Below are 19471 nucleotides of genomic sequence, written 5' to 3' on the forward strand. Positions count from 1 at the left end.
CGGCTTACTGCGGGATATCGCTGCTCGGTTTGGCTGGTGCCGCCGGCGCGGTTGTCTGCTCAGTTTTCACTGGCTGACCCAGGTTTTCCCACTCGCTGCCTTTCTTGCTTTGGTTGCTGCTGAGGTTGCCCAGAATCAGGCTGATGACGAAGAACAGCGTCGCCAGCACAGCAGTCATGCGGGTCATAAAGTTACCGGAACCACTCGAACCGAACAACGTGCCTGATGCACCTGCTCCGAAAGAGGCTCCCATATCAGCGCCTTTACCTTGCTGCAGCATAATCAGAGCAACCAGCCCGATTGAGATCAGCAGGAAAATTACCAGAAGAGCTTCGTACATAGTAGTACCCGTATCCTTGCGGCCTAACCGCATGCCAAATGCTTCACACTCATCAAGCAGGCGCTTTTACAAACTGCCTACTGAAGCGGGTGTGAATACTAACCAAAGCCGCCAACCCGCGCAAGGGCAATTTGCAGCCGCCGGCGCGTTTGCGGAAAAAAACGCCAACAATCGCCTGTTCGGGCTCAGCGTTGCCGAGCCCGGCGGCTAACTGTCTGTTTTAACCTGCGGATTTCACCGCGTCGGCGATGCGATGCGCCAGCGCGGTCACCTGCTGCTCGTCCTCGCCTTCCACCATCACGCGGATCAGCGGTTCGGTGCCCGATTTGCGCAGCAGCACCCGGCCGCGACCGGCCAGCTCGGCTTCCACCTGCTCGGTGACTTTACGCACCGCTTCGGATTCCAGCGGATTATGCTCGCCGGCGAAGCGCACATTGACCAGGATCTGCGGCAACAGCTTCATGCCGCTGCACAGATCGTGCAGGCTCATGTGGTTGCGCACTATGGCGGTCAGCACCTGCAGCCCGGCCACGATGCCGTCGCCGGTGGTAGTTTTGTCCAGCAGGATCACATGGCCGGAGTTTTCCGCGCCGATGCGCCAGCCCAACTCCTGCAGCTTCTCCAGCACATAGCGGTCGCCCACCTTGGCGCGGGCGAACGGAATGCCCAGCTGCTTCAGCGCCAGCTCCAGCCCCATGTTGCTCATCAGGGTGCCGACCGCGCCGCCGCGCAGCTGGCCTTGACGCAGGCCTTCACGCGCGATGATGTACAGGATCTGATCGCCGTCCACCTTGTTGCCCAAATGGTCCACCATCATCACGCGATCGCCGTCGCCGTCGAACGCCAGGCCCACGTGCGCTTTTTCTTTGAGTACGCGCTCCTGCAGCTGACGCACGTCGGTGGCGCCGCATTTTTCGTTGATATTCATGCCGTCCGGCTCAACGCCGATGGCGATCACCGTGGCGCCCAATTCGCGCAGCACGCTCGGCGCAATGTGGTAAGTGGCGCCGTTGGCGCAGTCGACCACGATCTTCAGCCCTTTCAGGCTCAGCTCGCTCGGGAAGGTGCCTTTACAGAATTCGATATAGCGGCCGGCGGCGTCGATGATGCGGCTGGCTTTACCCAGTTCGGCGGACTCCACGCAGGTCAGCGGTTTTTCCATCTCGGCTTCAATCGCCTCTTCGACGTTGTCCGGCAGTTTGGCGCCGTCTATCGAGAAGAATTTGATGCCGTTGTCGTAGAACGGGTTATGCGAGGCGGAGATGACGATACCCGCTTCGGCGCGGAAGGTGCGCGTCAGATAGGCTACCGCCGGCGTCGGCATCGGCCCGGTGAAAGAGGCAGAAAGCCCCGCGGCTGCCAGGCCGGCTTCCAGCGCGGATTCCAGCATGTAACCGGAGATGCGCGTGTCCTTGCCGATGATGATCTTGCGCGAACCGTGGCGCGCCAGCACCTTACCGGCCGCCCAACCCAGCTTCAGCACGAAGTCCGGGGTGATGGGGCTGTCCCCGACTTTGCCGCGGATGCCGTCGGTGCCGAAATATTTGCGCTCGCTCATGTCTTACTGTCCCTTTGCTGAAAGTGTTGCCTCGACGACACGCATCGCCTCGACGGTTTCTTTAACGTCATGCACTCTGACAATCTGCGCACCCTGCATTGCCGCGATCACTGCACAGGCCACGCTGCCGATAACCCGTTGATCCGGCGGCACGTTCAGCAGTTGTCCAATCATCGATTTGCGCGACATGCCGACCAGCAGCGGCAAACCGAACCGATGAAACTCCGACAACCGAGCCAGAAGCTGATAGTTGTGCGCCAAATTTTTACCGAAACCGAAGCCGGGGTCGAGCAGCAATTTCTGATTTGTTATCCCCGCCTCATTGCAGCGCCGGATATGGTGTTCAAAAAACGTCTGAACATCGGCGATCAGATCGTCGTAGTGCGGCGCCTGCTGCATGGTGCGCGGCTGCCCCTGCATGTGCATCAGGCAGACCGGCAGGCCGCTTTCCGCCGCCGCCGTCAGAGCGCCCGGCTCCTGCAGAGAACGGATGTCGTTGATCAGATGTGCGCCGGCCTGCGCCGATTCGCGGATCACGCCCGCCTTCGAAGTATCGACCGAGATAAAGACCTCGAAGCGCTGCGCCAGCGCTTCCACCACCGGCACGACCCGTTCCAATTCTTCCTCTTCGCTCACCTCCGCCGCCCCCGGCCTTGTCGATTCGCCGCCGACGTCGATCATCGTGGCGCCGGCTGAAATCAGCGCGTGCGCGTGCAGCAGAGCCTGGTTCAGGGTGTTGTGACGGCCGCCGTCTGAAAACGAATCCGGCGTCACGTTGAGGATACCCATCACCTGCGGATGGGAGAGATTGAGCGTCATGTCGCGCACGGTTAACTGCATGGTTGATCCACCTTACTGTTGCCTGGTTCACTGCCCGCCGGGCAAAAAAAAACCCCGGCTTACCGGGGTTTGATGTTATTACACAGCCGTTGTTACTTGTCGAGCTGTTCGGACATGGTGTTGCCCGGCGTTGGGGTGCGCGGCTCATCTACCGGCGTCGGGGCTTTCGGGGTGCCACCGTTGTCGGAGCTGTTGCCTTTGTTCGCATCGTCCCAGCCTGCCGGCGGACGCACGTCTTTGCGGTTCATCAGATCGTCGATCTGCGGCGCATCGATGGTTTCATACTTCATCAGCGCATCCTTCATCGAATGCAGGATGTCCATGTTTTCCATCAGCAGCGAGCGAGCACGCGTGTAGTTGCGTTCGATCAGCGACTTCACTTCCTGGTCGATGATACGCGCGGTCTCATCCGACATGTGCTTCGCCTTGGCCACGGAACGGCCCAGGAACACTTCACCCTCTTCTTCCGCATACAGCAGCGGCCCCAGCTTCTCGGAGAAGCCCCATTGGGTCACCATGTTGCGGGCGATGGAGGTCGCCACTTTGATGTCGTTCGACGCGCCGGTAGACACTTTTTCCGGCCCGTAGATGATCTCTTCCGCCAGACGGCCGCCGTACAGGGTGGAGATTTGGCTCTCCAGCTTCTGACGGCTGGCGCTGATCGCATCCCCTTCCGGCAGGAAGAAGGTCACGCCAAGCGCACGGCCACGAGGAATGATGGTGACCTTGTGCACCGGATCGTGTTCAGGAACCAAGCGACCAATGATGGCGTGGCCCGCTTCGTGATACGCGGTCGACTCTTTCTGCGCTTCGGTCATCACCATGGAGCGACGTTCCGCACCCATCATGATCTTGTCTTTGGCTTTCTCGAACTCCACCATCGACACCACGCGCTTGTTGCCGCGGGCGGCGAACAGCGCCGCTTCGTTGACCAGGTTAGCCAGGTCAGCACCGGAGAAGCCCGGCGTACCGCGCGCAATGACGGAGGCGTCGATGTCGGCGGCCAACGGCACGCGGCGCATGTGCACCTTCAGAATCTGCTCACGGCCACGCACATCCGGCAGCCCGACCACGACCTGACGGTCGAAACGGCCTGGACGCAGCAGCGCAGGGTCAAGCACGTCCGGACGGTTGGTAGCCGCGATGACGATGATGCCCTCGTTGCCTTCAAAACCGTCCATCTCAACCAGCATCTGGTTCAGGGTTTGCTCGCGCTCATCGTGACCGCCACCCAGGCCGGCGCCACGCTGGCGACCGACGGCGTCGATTTCATCGATGAAGATGATGCACGGCGCAGCTTTTTTCGCTTGTTCGAACATGTCACGCACACGGGATGCACCCACGCCGACGAACATTTCGACGAAGTCAGAACCGGAAATGGTGAAGAACGGCACCTTCGCTTCGCCGGCGATCGCTTTCGCCAACAGCGTTTTACCGGTCCCCGGCGGGCCAACCATCAGCACGCCTTTCGGGATCTTGCCGCCCAGCTTCTGGAAACGGCTCGGTTCGCGCAGGTATTCCACCAGTTCGCTCACCTCTTCTTTCGCTTCGTCACAACCGGCAACGTCGGCGAAAGTGGTCTTGATTTGGTCTTCCGTCAGCATGCGGGCCTTGCTCTTGCCGAAGGACATCGCGCCCTTGCCGCCGCCGCCCTGCATTTGCCGCATAAAGAAGATCCAGACCCCGATCAGCAACAGCATCGGGAACCACGAGATAAAGATAGAAGCCAGCAGGCTCGGCTCTTCAGGCGGCTCGCCGACAACTTTTACATTCTTCGTTAACAACGTATCCAGCAACTTCGGATCGTTGACAGGGATGTAGGTCGTGTATTTGTTACTGTCTTTCTTGGTAACGTTAATTTCACGCCCGTTGATTCGCGCTTCGCGAACCTGGTCCTGGGTCAGTTCGGACATGAAGGTAGAGTAATCCACCCTACGGCCATTCGACTCGCTGGGCCCAAAGCTCTGGAATACAGACATCAACACTACTGCGATGACTAACCAGAGAATTAGGTTTTTCGCCATGTCACTCAAGGGATTAACCTCATCTTACAACTGTGTTAACAAACAGCGTTAGGGTACTACAGTTTGCGCCCTGTCGCTACAATGTACACTTCGCGCGAACGGGCGCGGGAAGCGTCTGGCTTACGAATCTTAACCTTCGTAAACAGGGAGCGAATTTCCCGTAGGTACTCGTCAAAGCCATCTCCCTGGAACACCTTCACCAGGAAACTTCCGCCTGGTGCGAGGACATCACGACACATATCCAGCGCCAACTCCACCAGATACATCGACCTTGGAATATCGACGGCCGGGGTGCCACTCATATTCGGGGCCATATCGGACATGACCACCTGAACCTTACTCTCGCCTACTCGTTCCAACAGTGCCTTCAGCACCAGTTCATCACGAAAATCGCCCTGAAGGAAATCGACGCCAACGATAGGATCCATTGGCAAAATATCACAGGCGATGATGCGACCGGTACCGCCGATTTGGGTGACCACATACTGCGACCAACCGCCCGGCGCGGCGCCCAGGTCAACCACGGTCATGCCCGGCTTGAACAGTTTGTCGCTCTGCTGTATTTCATCAAGTTTAAACCAGGCACGGGATCGCAGTCCCTTTTTCTGCGCCTGCTGCACATATTTATCGCTAAAGTGTTCTTGTAACCAGCGACTGGAGCTAGCCGAACGCTTTTTATTAGCCATCTCGTTTTCCAACTATCATAAAAAGAGTCTTATGTCAGGGTCGCTGCTCACGTAGACTCACACCGGTGAAGACCGATTTGGTGATATACATGAGATGGCGGTAGAATGTACCGTTTTCAATCCCAACTTAAGCAAAAAAGACAATGAATCTGAATAATAAACAAAAACAGCACCTGAAAGGCCTGGCGCATCCGTTAAAACCGGTGGTGATGCTGGGCAATAACGGTCTTACCGAAGGGGTGCTGGCTGAAATTGAACAGGCTCTGGAGCATCATGAGCTGATCAAGGTAAAAATCGCCGCTGAAGATCGCGAAACCAAGACCCTGATCGCCGACGCTATCGTGCGCGAAACGGGCGCCTGCAATGTGCAGGTTATCGGCAGTACGCTTATTCTTTACCGCCCTTCGAAAGAGCGCAAGATCAGTCTACCGCGTTAATAACCATCAGGTTAAAGAAAAGGTGCCATGCGCCTGACGAAGATAAAAGGCCGCTTGCGGCCTTTTTCCTATCTTTACAAAACGTTGGCGCATTAATGACCAACGGCCTCGATCAGAGATACTCAACCTTCAGGATCTCATACTCGACGTCGCCGCCTGGGGTTTTGATCACCACCACATCGTCTTGCTCTTTGCCGATCAGTCCGCGCGCCATCGGCGAGTTTACCGAAATCAGATTTTTCTTGAAATCGGCCTCATCGTCGCCAACGATGCGGTAAGTCACTTCTTCTTCACTATCCAGATTCATCACCGATACGGTGGCGCCGAAGATCACCCGGCCGGTGTTCGGCATTTTGGTGATGTCGATCACCTGAGCATTGGACAGCTTGGCTTCGATTTCCTGAATGCGGCCTTCGCAGAAACCCTGCTGTTCGCGGGCGGCGTGGTACTCGGCGTTCTCTTTCAGATCGCCGTGTTCGCGCGCTTCAGCGATATCCGCAATGATTTTCGGGCGGCGCACGCTTTTCAGATATTCGAGCTCTTCGCGCAGTTTTTCAGCGCCAAACAAGGTCATCGGAATTTGGTTCATCGTATAAATACCTCTAAATCTTTCCTGTTCAAATAACCGTCATCCTGACGTATTCGTATGAAAACACGGTTGGCATAGCGCCACCCGCCTCCAGGCGACAAACAAAAGAAACCTGACTCGGAACGGGGCCCAAGCCAAGATCGGTTTTGCATTTTGATACGCATTTTAGCCTAGAGTTCCTTGAGGGTCATCGTTTACTTTTTCCCTGATTGCACCGTAGTATGACGGCACGTTATCCAGCTGTTATCCCGAGATTATGCGTTTTTCACGAATTGTCAGTGCATTGGCTTGCGCATTTGTTCTGAATGCGAATGCGGCCCCGGTTGAAGAGTACACACAATATCTGCCTGATGGGGCCAACCTTGCCCTGGTCGTTCAGAAGATCGGCGCCGGCTCGCCGACGATCGATTACCACTCTCAGCAAATGGCGCTGCCGGCCAGTACCCAAAAAGTGCTGACGGCGCTGGCGGCATTGCTGCAACTCGGGCCCGATTACCGTTTCACCACCACGCTGGAGAGCCAGGGCGATATCCGCGACGGCGTACTGCGCGGCAACCTGATCGCCCGCTTCAGCGGCGATCCGACCTTCAAACGTCAGAGCCTGCGCAATATGGTCGCCGTCCTGAAGAAACAGGGCGTGCGCCAAATCAGCGGCGACGTGCTGGTCGATACCTCGGTCTTCGCCAGCCATGACAAAGCGCCCGGCTGGCCGTGGAACGATCTGACGCAGTGCTTCAGCGCGCCGCCGGCCGCCGCCATCGTCGATCGCAACTGTTTCTCGGTCTCGCTGTACAGCGCGCCGAACCCGGGCGACATGGCGTTTATCCGCGTCGCCTCCTATTATCCGGTCAATATGTTCAGCCAGGTGCGCACTCTGGCGCGCGGTTCCGCAGACGCGCAGTACTGCGAGCTGGACGTGGTGCCGGGCGAACTGAACCGCTTTACCCTGACCGGCTGCCTGACGCAGCGCAGCGAACCGCTGCCGTTGGCCTTCGCCATCCAGGACGGCGCCAGCTATGCGGGTGCGATCCTGAAAGACGAACTGACGCAGGCCGGCATCCAGATCGACGGGCATTTGAAACGCCAGACGCGTCCCGGCATCACCGGCACGGTGATCGCGCAAACCCAGTCGGCGCCGCTGCACGATCTGTTGAAGATCATGTTGAAGAAATCGGACAACATGATCGCCGATACCGTCTTCCGCACCATCGGCCACGAACGCTTCGGCGTGCCGGGCACCTGGCGAGCGGGGTCCGACGCGGTTCGGCAGGTGCTGCGCCAGAAGGCCGGTATCGATCTGGGCAACACCATCATCGCCGATGGCTCCGGCCTGTCGCGCCACAACCTGCTGGCGCCGGCGACCATGATGCAGGCGCTGCAGTACATCGCGCAGCACGACAACGAGCTGAACTTCATCTCGATGCTGCCGCTGTCCGGTTATGACGGCACGCTGCGCTACCGCGGCGGCCTGCACGAAGCCGGTGTCGACGGTAAAGTGTCGGCCAAGACCGGCGCGCTGCAGGGCGTGTACAACCTGGCGGGCTTCATCACCACCGCCAGCGGCCAGCGCATGGCCTTCGTGCAGTATCTCTCCGGCTACGCCGTGCCGCCGGAAGATCAAAAGCAGCGCCGCGCGCCGCTGGTGCGCTTCGAAAGCCGCCTGTATCGGGATATTTACCAAAACAACTGAGGATCGTCATGAAGCTGCTGGTCGTTGAGGATGATGAACTGCTGCAACAGGGGCTGGCGCTGGCGCTGACCGGCGAAGGCTATGTCTGCGACTGCGCCGCCACGGCGGCGGAGGCCAACAGCCTGCTCATCACCAGCCAATACAGCATGGTGATCCTGGATCTCGGCCTGCCGGACATGGACGGCGCCGCACTGCTGCGGCAGTGGCGCCGCCAGCAGATCGATCTGCCGGTGCTGATCCTGACCGCCCGCGACGCCCTGGAAGACCGGGTCGACGGGCTGGACGCCGGCGCCGACGACTACCTGGTCAAACCCTTCGCATTGGTTGAGCTGCAGGCACGCGTGCGCGCCCTCCTGCGCCGCTACCAGGGCCACAGCGACAATCTGATGCAGGTGGACGACCTGCAGCTGAACCTGTCCAGCCAGCAAGTCTACCTGCAACAGCAGCCGGTGGAGGTCACGCCGAAAGAGTTCGCCATCCTGGCGCGCCTGATCATGCGCGCCGGGCAGACGGTTAACCGTGAGCTCCTGCAGCAAGATCTCTACACCTGGCAAGACGATTTGGGTTCCAACACGCTGGAAGTGCACATCCACAACCTGCGCCGCAAACTGGGCAAGGATCGTATCCGCACCGTGCGCGGCATCGGCTACCGTTTGGAACCTTCGTCATGATCAGCATGCGCCGCCGCCTGCTGTTGATGCTGGCGCTGATCCTGCTGGTCACGCAACTCATCAGCGCCTTCTGGCTGTGGCACGAAAGCCAGGAACAGATCAGTTTCCTGGTGGACGAAACCCTGTCTGCCAAAGTGCGCAGCGAACGCGTCGATACCGAGATCGCCGAGGCCATCGCGTCGCTGTTGGCGCCTTCGCTGATCATGATGATCGTCACGCTGCTGGCGTCGTTCTGGGCCATCAGCTGGATCACCCGTCCGCTCAACCAATTGCAGCAGCGGCTGGAAAAGCGCTCTGCCGATAACCTGACGCCGCTGCCGATCAACAGCGACAGTCTGGAGATGGTGGCGGTCACCAATGCGCTCAATCAGCTGTTCTCACGGCTGGACAACACCATTCAACAGGAACGCCTGTTTACCGCCGACGCCGCCCATGAGCTGCGCACGCCGCTGGCCGGCATTCGCCTGCATCTGGAACTGATGGAAAAACAGGGGGTCAAGGGCAGCCAGGCGCTGATCGCCCGCATCGATCTGCTGATGCACACCGTCGAGCAACTGTTGATGCTGTCGCGCGCCGGGCAAGACTTCGCCAGCGGCCATTACCAGCATTTCGATTGGGTGGCCGATGTGATCCAGCCGCTGCGCGAAGAGCTCGGCGAAATGACCGCTCAACGCGGGCAGACGTTGGACTGGCGATTGCCGGCCGCCGCGGCGGTGAACGGCGATCCGGTGCTGCTGCGGCTGCTGCTGCGCAACCTGGTCGAAAACGCCCACCGCTACGGCCCGGAAGGCGGCGCGATACTGGTACAGTTAACGCCACAGGACAACGGCTATCTGCTGCAGGTCATCGACGATGGCCCGGGGATCAAGGAAGAGATGGTCGGGGAGCTGACGCAGGCGTTTCGCCGCATGGATCAACGCTACGGCGGCAGCGGGCTGGGGTTGAATATCGTGATCCGCATCGTGCAGCTGCACCAGGGGCGTTTGACGCTGGAAAACCGCCGCGATGCACGCGGCCTGAACGCCCAGTGCTGGCTGCCGGAAAAAGCGCTCAAATAACAAGGGCCCAGCGTTGCTGAGCCCTTGATCACCGAATTACTTCTGGTAAATGATTTCGACGCCTTCGTCGTCGTCCTCGTCCCAGTCGTCATCCCAGTCATCTTCCGCTTCGGCTTCCACTTCCGCGATTTGCTCACGGTGGTAGTCATCCCACATGAATTCGACTTTTTCCGGTGCGCTTTCTTCGATCGCCATCGCTTTCGGCTGGGTGTTGATGAAGTTCATCACGTCCCAGCACAGCGCGTTGACGCCTTCGCGGTTGGCGGCGGAGATCATGTAGTACTTCCCTTCCCAGCCCATGCCTTCCACAATCGCCTTGGCGCGTTCGGCGGCTTCTTCCTCACCAATCACATCAATTTTGTTGAACACCAGCCAGCGTGGCTTCTGCGCCAGATTTTCGCTGTATTGGTTCAATTCGTTGATGATGACTTTGGCGTTTTCCACCGGATCGGATTCGTCGATCGGCGCGATGTCCACCAGGTGCAGCAGCACGCGGCAACGCTCCAGGTGTTTCAGGAAGCGAATGCCCAGGCCCGCGCCTTCGGATGCGCCCTCGATCAGCCCCGGGATGTCGGCGACCACAAAGCTCTGCTCGTGGTCCATGCGCACCACGCCCAGGCTCGGCACCAGGGTGGTGAACGGATAGTCGGCCACCTTCGGTTTGGCGGCGGACACCGCGCGGATGAAGGTCGATTTGCCGGCATTCGGCAGACCCAGCATGCCCACGTCGGCCAGCAGCAACAGTTCCAGCAGCAGATCGCGCGCTTCGCCGGCGGTGCCCAGCGTCTTCTGACGCGGCGCACGGTTGACCGAAGATTTGAAACGGGTGTTGCCCAGACCGTGCCAGCCGCCCTTGGCGACCATCAGCTTCTGCTCGTGACGGGTCATGTCGCCGAGGATCTCGCCGGTGCCCTGATCCTTCACGCGCGTGCCGACCGGCACCTTGATGATGACGTCTTTACCGCGTTTACCGGTACAGTCGCGGCTCTGGCCGTTCTGGCCACGCTCGGCGCGGAAAGACTTCTCAAAACGGTAGTCGATCAGGGTGTTGAGGTTTTCGTCCGCCAGCAGGTAGACGTCGCCGCCGTCGCCGCCGTCGCCGCCGTCAGGCCCACCGTTGGGGATATATTTTTCGCGGCGGAAGCTGACGCATCCGTTGCCGCCGTCGCCTGCAACGACCAAAATCGCTGCTTCATCTACAAACTTCATTTACCGTCTCCGTAAATCATTCACCGGGCTGCTTCAAAGGAGCAACCTGGGGGGGTTCTGCCCGTCGCGGCCACCACCGGTGACCAATTGCGGAAAACATAGCGCCCGCCACAACCACAAACGCGCCAACATAGCCGACGAGGTTCAACGTCGGCGCGGCGAACGCCTGAGGCCAGGCCATCGCCAATAAATCTGAAAACAGCAGGGTAAACAGCGGGGTCAGCGTCACCAACGCGCTCACCTGCGCCGCCTGCCATCGCGCCATCGCTTCCGCCAGCGCGCCATAGCCGATCAGCGTATTGGCGCCGCAAAACAGCAGGCACGCCAATTGCCAGCCGCTAAGCTGGAAAATCACCTCGGGCTTGGCCAGAGGAAACAACGCTATCGCACATAAAGTGTACAACATAACCAGGATCTGCGGCGACGCCAGCCGGCGCAACAACACCTTCTGCGCCACGCCGTAGCTCACCCAGACCATCGCCGCGCACACGCCCAGCATGACGCCCAGCGTATAGTCCGTCAGCCGGGTGAAGATCTCAACCAGGCTGACGTTGAAGAACAGCATCAAGCCGCCGATCAGCATCAGCGCGCCGATCGCCTGGGTAACCCGCATGCGCTCTTTTAAGATCAGCACGCTGGCGAACATCATGCCGACCGGCGACAGCTGGCCAATCACCTGCGACGCCGTCGGGCTCAGGTATTGCAGCGATGAGCTGAACAACACGAAGTTGCCCAGCAGCCCTGCCGTGGCGATCGCCAACAGCAGCAGCCAGCGCGGCTGGCGGAACATCGTCAGCGGCGGCAGCTTGCCGCGCACCGCGAGGATGACGCCCAAACCGATCGCGGCCATGGTAAAGCGGTACCAGACGACGGTAAACGGCTCCATTACCGCCAGCACTTCTTTCATCGCGATCGGCAACGCGCCCCAGCAAACCGCCGTAGTTAACGCCAGGGAAATGCCAACGCCGACCTGCTGCTTCGTATCCATATCACCTTCGCCAACGCTGACGGGGCCGCACCTGAGCAGCCCATAAATGTAAAAAGCCCCGCAACGAATTGCGGGGCTTACATCTATTTCGTAAGGCTCGAAAAATTATTCAGCTTCGATGCTGATGAATTTACGATTGCTCGGGCCTTTAACTTCGAATTTGACTTTACCGTCTTTCAAAGCAAACAGAGTGTGGTCTTTGCCGCAACCCACGTTGGTACCAGCGTGGAATTTGGTGCCGCGCTGACGAACGATGATGCTGCCTGCCAGTACTGCTTCGCCGCCAAAGCGTTTTACGCCCAGACGTTTAGCTTCTGAATCGCGACCGTTACGAGTCGAGCCGCCAGCCTTTTTGTGTGCCATTAATCCGCTCTCCTAACTTAAGCGCTGATGCCGGTGATTTTAACGTCAGTGAACCACTGACGGTGGCCCTGCTGCTTACGGTGGTGTTTACGACGACGAAACTTAACAATCTTAATTTTCTCGCCACGACCGTGAGCAACGACTTCAGCTTTGATCTTGCCGCCATCGACGAAAGGAACGCCGATTTTGATATCTTCGCCATTAGCGATCATCAGAATCTGGTCAAACTCAACCGCTTCACCAGTTGCGATGTCCAGCTTTTCCAAGCGAACGGTCTGACCTTCGCTTACTCGGTGTTGTTTACCACCACTTTGGAAAACCGCGTACATATAAAACTCCGCTTTCCGCGTGCCCGACTGTGTTAGTTCAGAGCGCGCTATAAATATTCACAATAGGGCGCGAATTCTACGCAAAAAAGCGGCGCATGACAAGAGCAGAATAAGACCAGATGAACAAAAAAGAAGAAAAAAAACACAGTTTCTTTCGTGGCGTTTATCTGAACCGTTTTTCAAGTACAATCATAGGGACAGTTACCGCCATGTACCGATGTGAGCAGCGATCTCAACGCGGTGAAGAGAAACACAGCTGAAAAAAATACAATGAACCTAGAGCAAATTACCGAGTTAACCGCGCAAGATATGGCGGCCGTGAACGCAACAATTCTCGAACAGCTGAATTCCGATGTCACGCTCATCAATCAGCTTGGCTATTACATTATCAGCGGTGGCGGTAAGCGCATCCGGCCGATGATCGCCGTCCTGGCGGCGCGAGCGTTGGGGTATGAAGGCAACAAGCACGTCACCGTCGCCGCCCTGATCGAGTTCATTCATACCGCCACGCTGCTGCATGACGACGTCGTCGACGAATCGGACATGCGCCGCGGCAAAGCCACCGCCAATGCCGCGTTCGGCAATGCGGCCAGCGTGCTGGTCGGCGACTTTATCTACACCCGCGCCTTCCAGATGATGACCAGCCTGGAATCACTGCGCGTGCTGGCGTTGATGTCGGAGGCGGTCAACGTCATCGCCGAAGGTGAAGTGCTGCAGTTGATGAACGTGCACGATCCTGACATCAGCGAAGAAAACTATATGCGGGTGATCTACAGCAAAACCGCCCGTCTGTTTGAAGCGGCGGCGCAATCGTCGGCGATCCTGTCCGGCGCCAGCGCCGAGCAAGAGCAGGCGCTGCAAGATTATGGCCGCTACCTCGGCACCGCTTTCCAGCTGATCGACGATCTGCTCGATTACAGCGCCGACGGCAGCACCCTCGGTAAAAACACCGGCGACGATCTGAACGAAGGGAAACCGACCCTGCCGCTGCTGCACGCGATGCACAACGGCGACGACGCGCAGCGTGAGATGATCCGAGGCGCGATTGAGCAAGGCAACGGCCGCCACCTGCTGGAGCCGGTATTGCAGGCGATGCAGCAATGCGGTTCGCTGGAATACACCCGCCAACGCGCCGAAGAGGAAGCCGACAAGGCGATCGCCGCGCTGCAGGTCTTGCCGGCCTCGGAGCACCGCACGGCGCTGGAAGGCCTGGCCCATCTGGCGGTACAGCGCGAATTTTAAGAAACCTGGGTTTCTTAACGTTCTCATCAGGCCCGCGCCCACGGGCCTGACTACCTCTCGTTTTCTTCGTCGATGCGCGCCAGCAGGCCGCCGATCCCTTCCCGCATCAGGAAAGCCACCATTTTTTCGCGCTCGCTTTCCGTCAGATGGTAGTAATACTCGATCCAAACCGCCAACGGATCCTGGCGCTCCAGGTCATATGCCGCCCCGTCTTCCCTCAGCATCAGCAGATTGCGCGCGCCTGCCGGCAGGCTGTCGATATGATACTCCAACGCTTTTCCCTGCACGCCTTGGCGCCTGCGGCTGATCCAGCCTTCGCGCCGGGCCATCAGATTGATTCCCTGTGGTGAGGAAGGTAATCCTGCGATGCCTGTCAGCTCCTTGGCGGCAAACCACTCGTTTTTCATAGCCATTATCTCTGGGCAGTAGTGGGCAAAGTCATTTATTTGGAAACTGTTTAGGTCATTTTTTGGAAATTTAATGGTATTCTGATTTCCGAATAAGCGTTTCACGTTGTTCAAACGCCTAACCTTGACCCGTTAGTTATACCACTAACGCAACTTTGGCTAATCAGAAAAGGAATGTAAACATGAATTCAAGGAAGCAGGACTGGCACACGGCAGATATCATCGCGGCGTTACGCAAGCAGGGCACCACGCTGGCGGCGGTATCACGCAAGGCAGGATTAAGCTCATCAACGCTGGCCAACGCGCTGTCGCGCCCATGGCCGAAAGGAGAATGGCTGATCGCCGAAGCGATAGGCGTTCACCCCTCGGAGATCTGGCCAAGCCGCTATTATGATCCGCACAGCGATTGCCTGCTGGATCGCAAAGCGCGCATCAAGTCGTGAACGCAGGGCAAAAAAAAACCGCCGGAACAGCGTCCGGCGGCGTTTATCGGCTGACTCGCGGCGACGATCAGTTATTGATGAACTTCTCGCCCAGCTCGATATCTTTGTGCAGCACGTCCAGCATCTCATTCAGCGCTTTTTGTTCAAAGGCGCTCAGGGTGCCGATATCTTTGCGTTCTTCAACGCCGTTTTTGCCCAGCACCAGCGGCTGCGCGAAGAAGCGAGCGTATTTGCCGTCGCCTTCAACGTAAGCGCATTCCACCACGCCTTTCTCACCCTGCAGCGCACGCACCAGAGACAGGCCGAAACGTGCGGCCGCCTGGCCCATGGACAGCGTTGCAGATCCGCCACCGGCTTTGGCTTCCACCACTTCGGTGCCGGCGTTCTGAATGCGTTTGGTCAGATCCGCCACTTCCTGATCGGTGAAGCTCACGCCTGGGATCTGCGACAGCAGAGGCAGGATGGTCACGCCAGAGTGGCCGCCGATCACCGGCACGTTCAGTTCTTCAGGCTGCTTGCCTTTCAGCTCGGCCACGAAGGTGTTGGAACGAATGATATCCAGCGAGGTCACGCCGAACAGTTTGTTTTTGTCGTAAACGCCGGCTTTTTTCAGCACTTCCGCCGCGATGGCGACCGTGGTGTTTACCGGGTTGGTGATGATGCCGATGCAGGCTTTCGGGCAGGTTTTCGCCACTTGCTCAATCAGGTTACGCACGATGCCGGCGTTAACGTTGAACAGGTCGGAGCGATCCATGCCTGGCTTACGGGCCACGCCGGCGGAAATCAGCACCACGTCCGCGCCGTGCAGAGCCGGGGTCGCGTCTTCGCCGCTGAAGCCTTTGATTTTAACTGCGGTTGGGATGTGGCTTAAGTCGACGGCAACGCCTGGGGTAACGGGGGCAATGTCGTAGAGAGAGAGTTCAGAACCTGAAGGAAGCTGGGTTTTGAGTAGAAGGGCGAGGGCCTGGCCGATACCGCCAGCAGCACCGAGAACTGCAACTTTCATCCTATACTCCTTTATTATCTTAAATATATAAAGCACCGTGAATGTGTTGGTTACGGACCTTAAATTATTACACCTTTAAAAACAATAAATTAGCCAATTCTTGCCTGCCAGTGTAATAAAATGGCCGCTGTCGCGCCCATTTTAGATTAAATCGCTTACGCATGAAGGGCATAGCGCACACTAATCAAAAATAATGCGAGGTTATTCACGAGCAAGTTAACCGGCCGTTACATTACACCCTTACGCAACATCAGAACAACATCATTTTAATAACATTTTATTTACTACTGCGGGCCGATTTTCCGTCGTCAAAAGGGCATATTCATCGCGGCCGGATTTTGTTAAAATGCCGCCCTTTCCTCGCCGCCCGGTCATGTTTATTTTCTTTGGGTCGGCCTCTGTTGCATAAAAATTCATCTATATGCATAATCATGGCTTCCACTATCAACTTTCCACGGTGCAAAATGCGTAATCCCGCAAAACAGGAAGATCTGATCAAGACGTTCAAAGCGTTATTGAAAGAAGAAAAATTCAGTTCTCAAGGCGAGATCGTTTTGGCGCTGCAAGAAGAAGGCTTCGAAAACATTAACCAATCCAAAGTATCGCGCATGCTGACCAAGTTCGGTGCGGTACGTACGCGTAATGCCAAAATGGAAATGGTGTATTGCCTTCCGGCCGAACTCGGCGTGCCGACCACTACCAGCCCGCTAAAGAACCTGGTGCTGGACGTCGACCATAACGACGCCGTCGTGGTGATCCACACCAGCCCCGGCGCCGCACAGCTGATCGCCCGCCTGCTCGACTCATTGGGCAAATCCCAGGGCATCCTTGGCACTATCGCCGGCGACGACACGATTTTCGTCACCCCGTCCAGCGGCTTTACCGCTCAGAAGCTGCATGAAGCGATCCTGGGCGTGTTCGAGCAAGAGCTGTGAAACCTGGCGCTAACAAAGTGCGGCTACCGTTCGCATTTTGTTAGCGCTTCTTTAACCCCTGCGTTACCTTCTCGGCCCTCAACCGCGTTTAACACTGCTTTTTTATCCCGCCACAACACATTTCCATGACATCTCCATGTAGCCAGCAGTACCCACTGTGATCTTCCGCACTTTTGGTCAAAAGCACTTACCTCATTGAAATTACATAAAATTAACATCGAAAGATCGTTTTATAAGCGTTTTTTATTCCTTACGGTTATAAAAAAGAAGGTTCACCGGTTTAAAGTTTCACTAGCAACTGTTAGCGAACTATTAATTTTTCGCGTTACTAGCTGTATACTCATTTCCGTGAACTAAGTCACAGTTCGTTGGAACTGATAAAAGAATACGATGAGGTGAGATGATGAAAATTAAAGCTACCGTTGCAACCCTGAGCGTTCTGTCCATGCTTTCCTTCGGCGCATTCGCAGCACAATCTGTTGATGCAACCCAGGCCGCAAAACTGCAGCCCGCCGGTGTGATCACCGTGAGCGGCGTCGCCGCTGCACCTTCCGACATTCGTCAGGCGCTGTCCGATAAAGCCGACGCCAAAGGGGCGACCGCTTACCGCGTGATCGAAGCGCGTAACGACGGCAACTTCCACGCGACCGCTGAAATCTACAAATAAGTACCGGCATTACCCGGCAACGGGCAATACATCTCTGGAACCAAACGCTGTCATAACGGCCTTCAAGAATAAAAATCGCGGCCAAGCCCTTCCAGGCTGTTATGACCAAGGATCGCTATCATGAACATGAAAACTACTGTTGCTGCACTCGGTTTGCTGTCCGTCATCTCCTTCGGCGCCTCCGCCGCCCAGTTGGTGACTAACGATCAGACCGCCAATCTGCAATCTATCGGCACCATTACCGTCAGCGGCATCGACGGCGCGCCGACCGACATTCGCCAGGCGTTGTCGGAGAAAGCCGACGCGAAAGGCGCGACCGCCTACCGCGTAATCGAAGCGCGTAACGAAGGCAACTACCACGCCACCGCCGAGATTTACAAATAACAACTCTGGGAACGGCTTTGCAGAGCTGATTACCCTCGTCACTGCCACTGCCGAGTTCTGACGCAAACGCCGATTTCCCAGAGACCCTCTCGTCGTCCTATCCGACGAACCCCGTTGCCCTCGCTCGCGAGGGCTTTTTTATGGGCGTAAAAAAGGCCGCGAATGCGGCCCTTGTGTTGGCTGATGCGGCTAAGCGATCAGTAGGTCACCTTCGGTTCCTGCTTTTTCGCCAGCGCGTCCAGCAGGCGATCGTGAATGCCGCCAAAACCGCCGTTGCTCATCACCAGAATGTGATCGCCCGGCTGTGCGGTTTTCACCACCATGTCCACCAGCGTGTCGAGATCCGCACTCCAGTGCGCCGGTTGCACACAGGCATCCGCCACTTCCGCCACCTGCCACGGAATGTGATGCGGCTGGAACAGGAACACCTCGTCGGCGCGGCCGAGCGAAGGCGCCAGATCGTTTTTGCTGATGCCCATTTTCATGGTGTTGGAGCGCGGTTCCAGCACCGCCAGAATGCGCGCCGTGCCGCCTACCTTGCCGCGCAGCGCGGCCAGGGTGGCCAGGATCGCCGTCGGGTGGTGCGCGAAGTCGTCGTAAACGGTGACGCCGTTGGCTTCGCCGCGCAGCTCCAGGCGGCGGCGGGCATTGATGAAATCGCCCAATGCGCGGCAGGCGTCCGCCGGCTGCACGCCGACGTGGCGGGTAGCGGCGATGGCCATCAGACCGTTATGCATGTTGTGCTCGCCCACCAGCGCCCAGTTCACTTCGCCGACCTGCTCGCCGTCGAGGAACACCGCGTAATGGCTGGCGTCCGGCGTCAGCTTCTGCGCGCGCCAGGTGCCCTCTTCCCCCACCAGCTCCTGCTCGCTCCAGCAGCCCATCGCCATCACCTGTTTCAGGTGGCTGTCGTTGTCCGGCAGAATGATCTTGCCTTTGCCCGGCACCAGACGCACCAGATGGTGGAACTGTTTCTGGATGGCTTTCAGATCGTCGAAGATGTCGGCATGGTCGAACTCCAGGTTATTCATGATCAGCGTGCGCGGGCTGTAATGCACGAATTTGGAGCGCTTGTCGAAGAACGCGCAGTCATACTCGTCGGCTTCAATGACGAAGAACGGGCTGCCGCCGAGGCGGGCCGAAACCTCGAAGTTGCCCGGCACGCCGCCGATGACGAAGCCGGGCTGGTAACCGCAGGCCTCGAGGATCCAGGTCGCCATGCCGGCGGTGGTGGTTTTGCCGTGGGTGCCGGCGACCGCCAATACCCAGCGATCGCGCAACACGGCGTCGTGCAGCCACTGCGGACCGGAAACGTAAGGGATGCCACGCTCCAGCACCGCCTCCACGCACGGGTTGCCGCGCGTCATGGCGTTGCCGATGATCACCAGATCCGGCGCCGGATCCAGCTGGGCTGGATCATAACCCTGAATAAGATCGATCCCCTGGTTCTCCAGCAGCGTGCTCATCGGCGGATAGACGTTGGCGTCCGAACCGGTGACGTCATGCCCCAGTGAGCGCGCCAGCATCGCCAACCCGCCCATAAAGGTGCCACAGATCCCAAGAATGTGAATGCGCATAGGTTTCTCATGTGAGTGCATCGAATGT

22 protein-coding genes are annotated in these 19471 nt (G+C 57.9%); 9 read left to right on the plus strand and 13 right to left on the minus strand.

The window, feature by feature from the left end:
• Positions 1-4 precede the first annotated feature (4 nt).
• From secG to rlmE, 5 genes are all read right to left on the minus strand, one after another.
• Positions 5-340: a preprotein translocase subunit SecG gene (gene secG, locus GKN89_RS13895; protein ID WP_004933519.1), complete on the minus strand. Its 336-nt coding sequence runs from the start codon at positions 338-340 to the stop codon at positions 5-7.
• Between the two features lie 220 nt (positions 341-560).
• Complete coding sequence (glmM, locus tag GKN89_RS13900; protein ID WP_019453344.1) at positions 561-1898, minus strand: phosphoglucosamine mutase; 1338 nt, start codon at positions 1896-1898, stop codon at positions 561-563.
• A 3-nt stretch (positions 1899-1901) separates the two neighbouring features.
• Positions 1902-2738, minus strand: coding sequence for a dihydropteroate synthase (folP, locus tag GKN89_RS13905; protein WP_019453345.1), 837 nt, complete (start codon positions 2736-2738; stop codon positions 1902-1904).
• Positions 2739-2830: 92 nt separating this feature from the next.
• Positions 2831-4762, minus strand: a complete 1932-nt coding sequence (gene ftsH, locus GKN89_RS13910; protein WP_004933529.1) for an ATP-dependent zinc metalloprotease FtsH — start codon at positions 4760-4762, stop codon at positions 2831-2833.
• Positions 4763-4818: 56 nt separating this feature from the next.
• Positions 4819-5448 carry a 23S rRNA (uridine(2552)-2'-O)-methyltransferase RlmE gene (gene rlmE / locus GKN89_RS13915; protein ID WP_004933533.1) on the minus strand — a complete coding sequence of 210 codons (630 nt, stop codon included), beginning with the start codon at positions 5446-5448 and terminating at the stop codon, positions 4819-4821.
• 143 nt (positions 5449-5591) lie between these two features.
• Here rlmE and yhbY point away from each other — a divergent pair, with 143 nt between their 5' ends.
• A complete protein-coding gene (yhbY, locus tag GKN89_RS13920; protein ID WP_004933536.1) occupies positions 5592-5885 on the plus strand; it encodes a ribosome assembly RNA-binding protein YhbY in 294 nt (97 codons plus the stop codon).
• Between the two features lie 112 nt (positions 5886-5997).
• Here the strand turns inward: yhbY and greA are convergent, their stop codons facing one another.
• Positions 5998-6474, minus strand: a complete 477-nt coding sequence (greA, locus tag GKN89_RS13925; RefSeq protein ID WP_004933539.1) for a transcription elongation factor GreA — start codon at positions 6472-6474, stop codon at positions 5998-6000.
• A 256-nt stretch (positions 6475-6730) separates the two neighbouring features.
• Between greA and dacB the strand changes: the two genes are divergently transcribed.
• From dacB to pmrB, 3 genes are read left to right on the plus strand one after another with little or no spacing between them, the layout of a single operon-like run.
• Positions 6731-8164 carry a serine-type D-Ala-D-Ala carboxypeptidase gene (gene dacB / locus GKN89_RS13930; protein WP_025159591.1) on the plus strand — a complete coding sequence of 478 codons (1434 nt, stop codon included), beginning with the start codon at positions 6731-6733 and terminating at the stop codon, positions 8162-8164.
• Between the two features lie 8 nt (positions 8165-8172).
• On the plus strand, positions 8173-8835 hold the full coding sequence (gene pmrA / locus GKN89_RS13935; RefSeq protein ID WP_019453348.1) for a two-component system response regulator PmrA: 663 nt from the start codon (positions 8173-8175) through the stop codon (positions 8833-8835).
• A complete protein-coding gene (gene pmrB / locus GKN89_RS13940) occupies positions 8832-9893 on the plus strand; it encodes a two-component system sensor histidine kinase PmrB (protein WP_019453349.1) in 1062 nt (353 codons plus the stop codon). Before pmrA ends, pmrB begins: the two co-directional genes overlap by 4 nt.
• Positions 9894-9929: 36 nt before the next feature.
• Here the strand turns inward: pmrB and cgtA are convergent, their stop codons facing one another.
• The 4 genes from cgtA to rplU all read right to left on the minus strand — a co-directional run bounded on the left by cgtA (position 9930) and on the right by rplU (position 12782).
• A complete protein-coding gene (gene cgtA / locus GKN89_RS13945; protein ID WP_004933553.1) occupies positions 9930-11102 on the minus strand; it encodes an Obg family GTPase CgtA in 1173 nt (390 codons plus the stop codon).
• 16 nt (positions 11103-11118) lie between these two features.
• Positions 11119-12090: a DMT family transporter gene (locus GKN89_RS13950; protein ID WP_154747204.1), complete on the minus strand. Its 972-nt coding sequence runs from the start codon at positions 12088-12090 to the stop codon at positions 11119-11121.
• 105 nt (positions 12091-12195) lie between these two features.
• On the minus strand, positions 12196-12453 hold the full coding sequence (gene rpmA, locus GKN89_RS13955; protein WP_004933559.1) for a 50S ribosomal protein L27: 258 nt from the start codon (positions 12451-12453) through the stop codon (positions 12196-12198).
• A 17-nt stretch (positions 12454-12470) separates the two neighbouring features.
• On the minus strand, positions 12471-12782 hold the full coding sequence (gene rplU / locus GKN89_RS13960) for a 50S ribosomal protein L21 (protein ID WP_004933561.1): 312 nt from the start codon (positions 12780-12782) through the stop codon (positions 12471-12473).
• Between the two features lie 270 nt (positions 12783-13052).
• On the opposite strand from rplU, the gene ispB reads away from it, so the two are divergent.
• Entirely contained in the window at positions 13053-14024 is a 972-nt protein-coding gene (ispB, locus tag GKN89_RS13965) for an octaprenyl diphosphate synthase (RefSeq protein ID WP_019453351.1), read from the plus strand.
• Positions 14025-14074: 50 nt separating this feature from the next.
• Here the strand turns inward: ispB and GKN89_RS13970 are convergent, their stop codons facing one another.
• Positions 14075-14431: a DNA-binding protein gene (locus tag GKN89_RS13970; protein WP_025159590.1), complete on the minus strand. Its 357-nt coding sequence runs from the start codon at positions 14429-14431 to the stop codon at positions 14075-14077.
• 182 nt (positions 14432-14613) lie between these two features.
• Between GKN89_RS13970 and GKN89_RS13975 the strand changes: the two genes are divergently transcribed.
• On the plus strand, positions 14614-14874 hold the full coding sequence (locus GKN89_RS13975) for a helix-turn-helix transcriptional regulator (protein WP_019453353.1): 261 nt from the start codon (positions 14614-14616) through the stop codon (positions 14872-14874).
• Positions 14875-14941: 67 nt separating this feature from the next.
• On the opposite strand, the gene mdh is transcribed toward GKN89_RS13975, so the two are convergent.
• A complete protein-coding gene (gene mdh / locus GKN89_RS13980) occupies positions 14942-15880 on the minus strand; it encodes a malate dehydrogenase (protein WP_004933569.1) in 939 nt (312 codons plus the stop codon).
• A gap of 464 nt (positions 15881-16344) precedes the next feature.
• On the opposite strand from mdh, the gene argR reads away from it, so the two are divergent.
• From argR to yhcN (GKN89_RS13995), 3 genes are all read left to right on the plus strand, one after another.
• The gene (gene argR, locus GKN89_RS13985) at positions 16345-16815 is read left to right on the plus strand and encodes a transcriptional regulator ArgR (protein WP_016929335.1); all 471 of its coding nucleotides are present in this window, start codon (positions 16345-16347) and stop codon (positions 16813-16815) included.
• A 403-nt stretch (positions 16816-17218) separates the two neighbouring features.
• A complete protein-coding gene (gene yhcN / locus GKN89_RS13990; protein ID WP_004933574.1) occupies positions 17219-17482 on the plus strand; it encodes a peroxide/acid stress response protein YhcN in 264 nt (87 codons plus the stop codon).
• Between the two features lie 120 nt (positions 17483-17602).
• Positions 17603-17866: a peroxide/acid stress response protein YhcN gene (gene yhcN / locus GKN89_RS13995; RefSeq protein ID WP_004933578.1), complete on the plus strand. Its 264-nt coding sequence runs from the start codon at positions 17603-17605 to the stop codon at positions 17864-17866.
• Between the two features lie 197 nt (positions 17867-18063).
• On the opposite strand, the gene mpl is transcribed toward yhcN (GKN89_RS13995), so the two are convergent.
• Positions 18064-19443, minus strand: a complete 1380-nt coding sequence (gene mpl, locus GKN89_RS14000) for a UDP-N-acetylmuramate:L-alanyl-gamma-D-glutamyl-meso-diaminopimelate ligase (protein WP_019453356.1) — start codon at positions 19441-19443, stop codon at positions 18064-18066.
• Positions 19444-19471: the final 28 nt, after the last annotated feature.

Origin of the sequence: Serratia sp. YC16 (assembly GCF_009707615.1) — a bacterium.
Taxonomy (GTDB): Bacteria; Pseudomonadota; Gammaproteobacteria; order Enterobacterales; family Enterobacteriaceae; genus Serratia; species Serratia surfactantfaciens.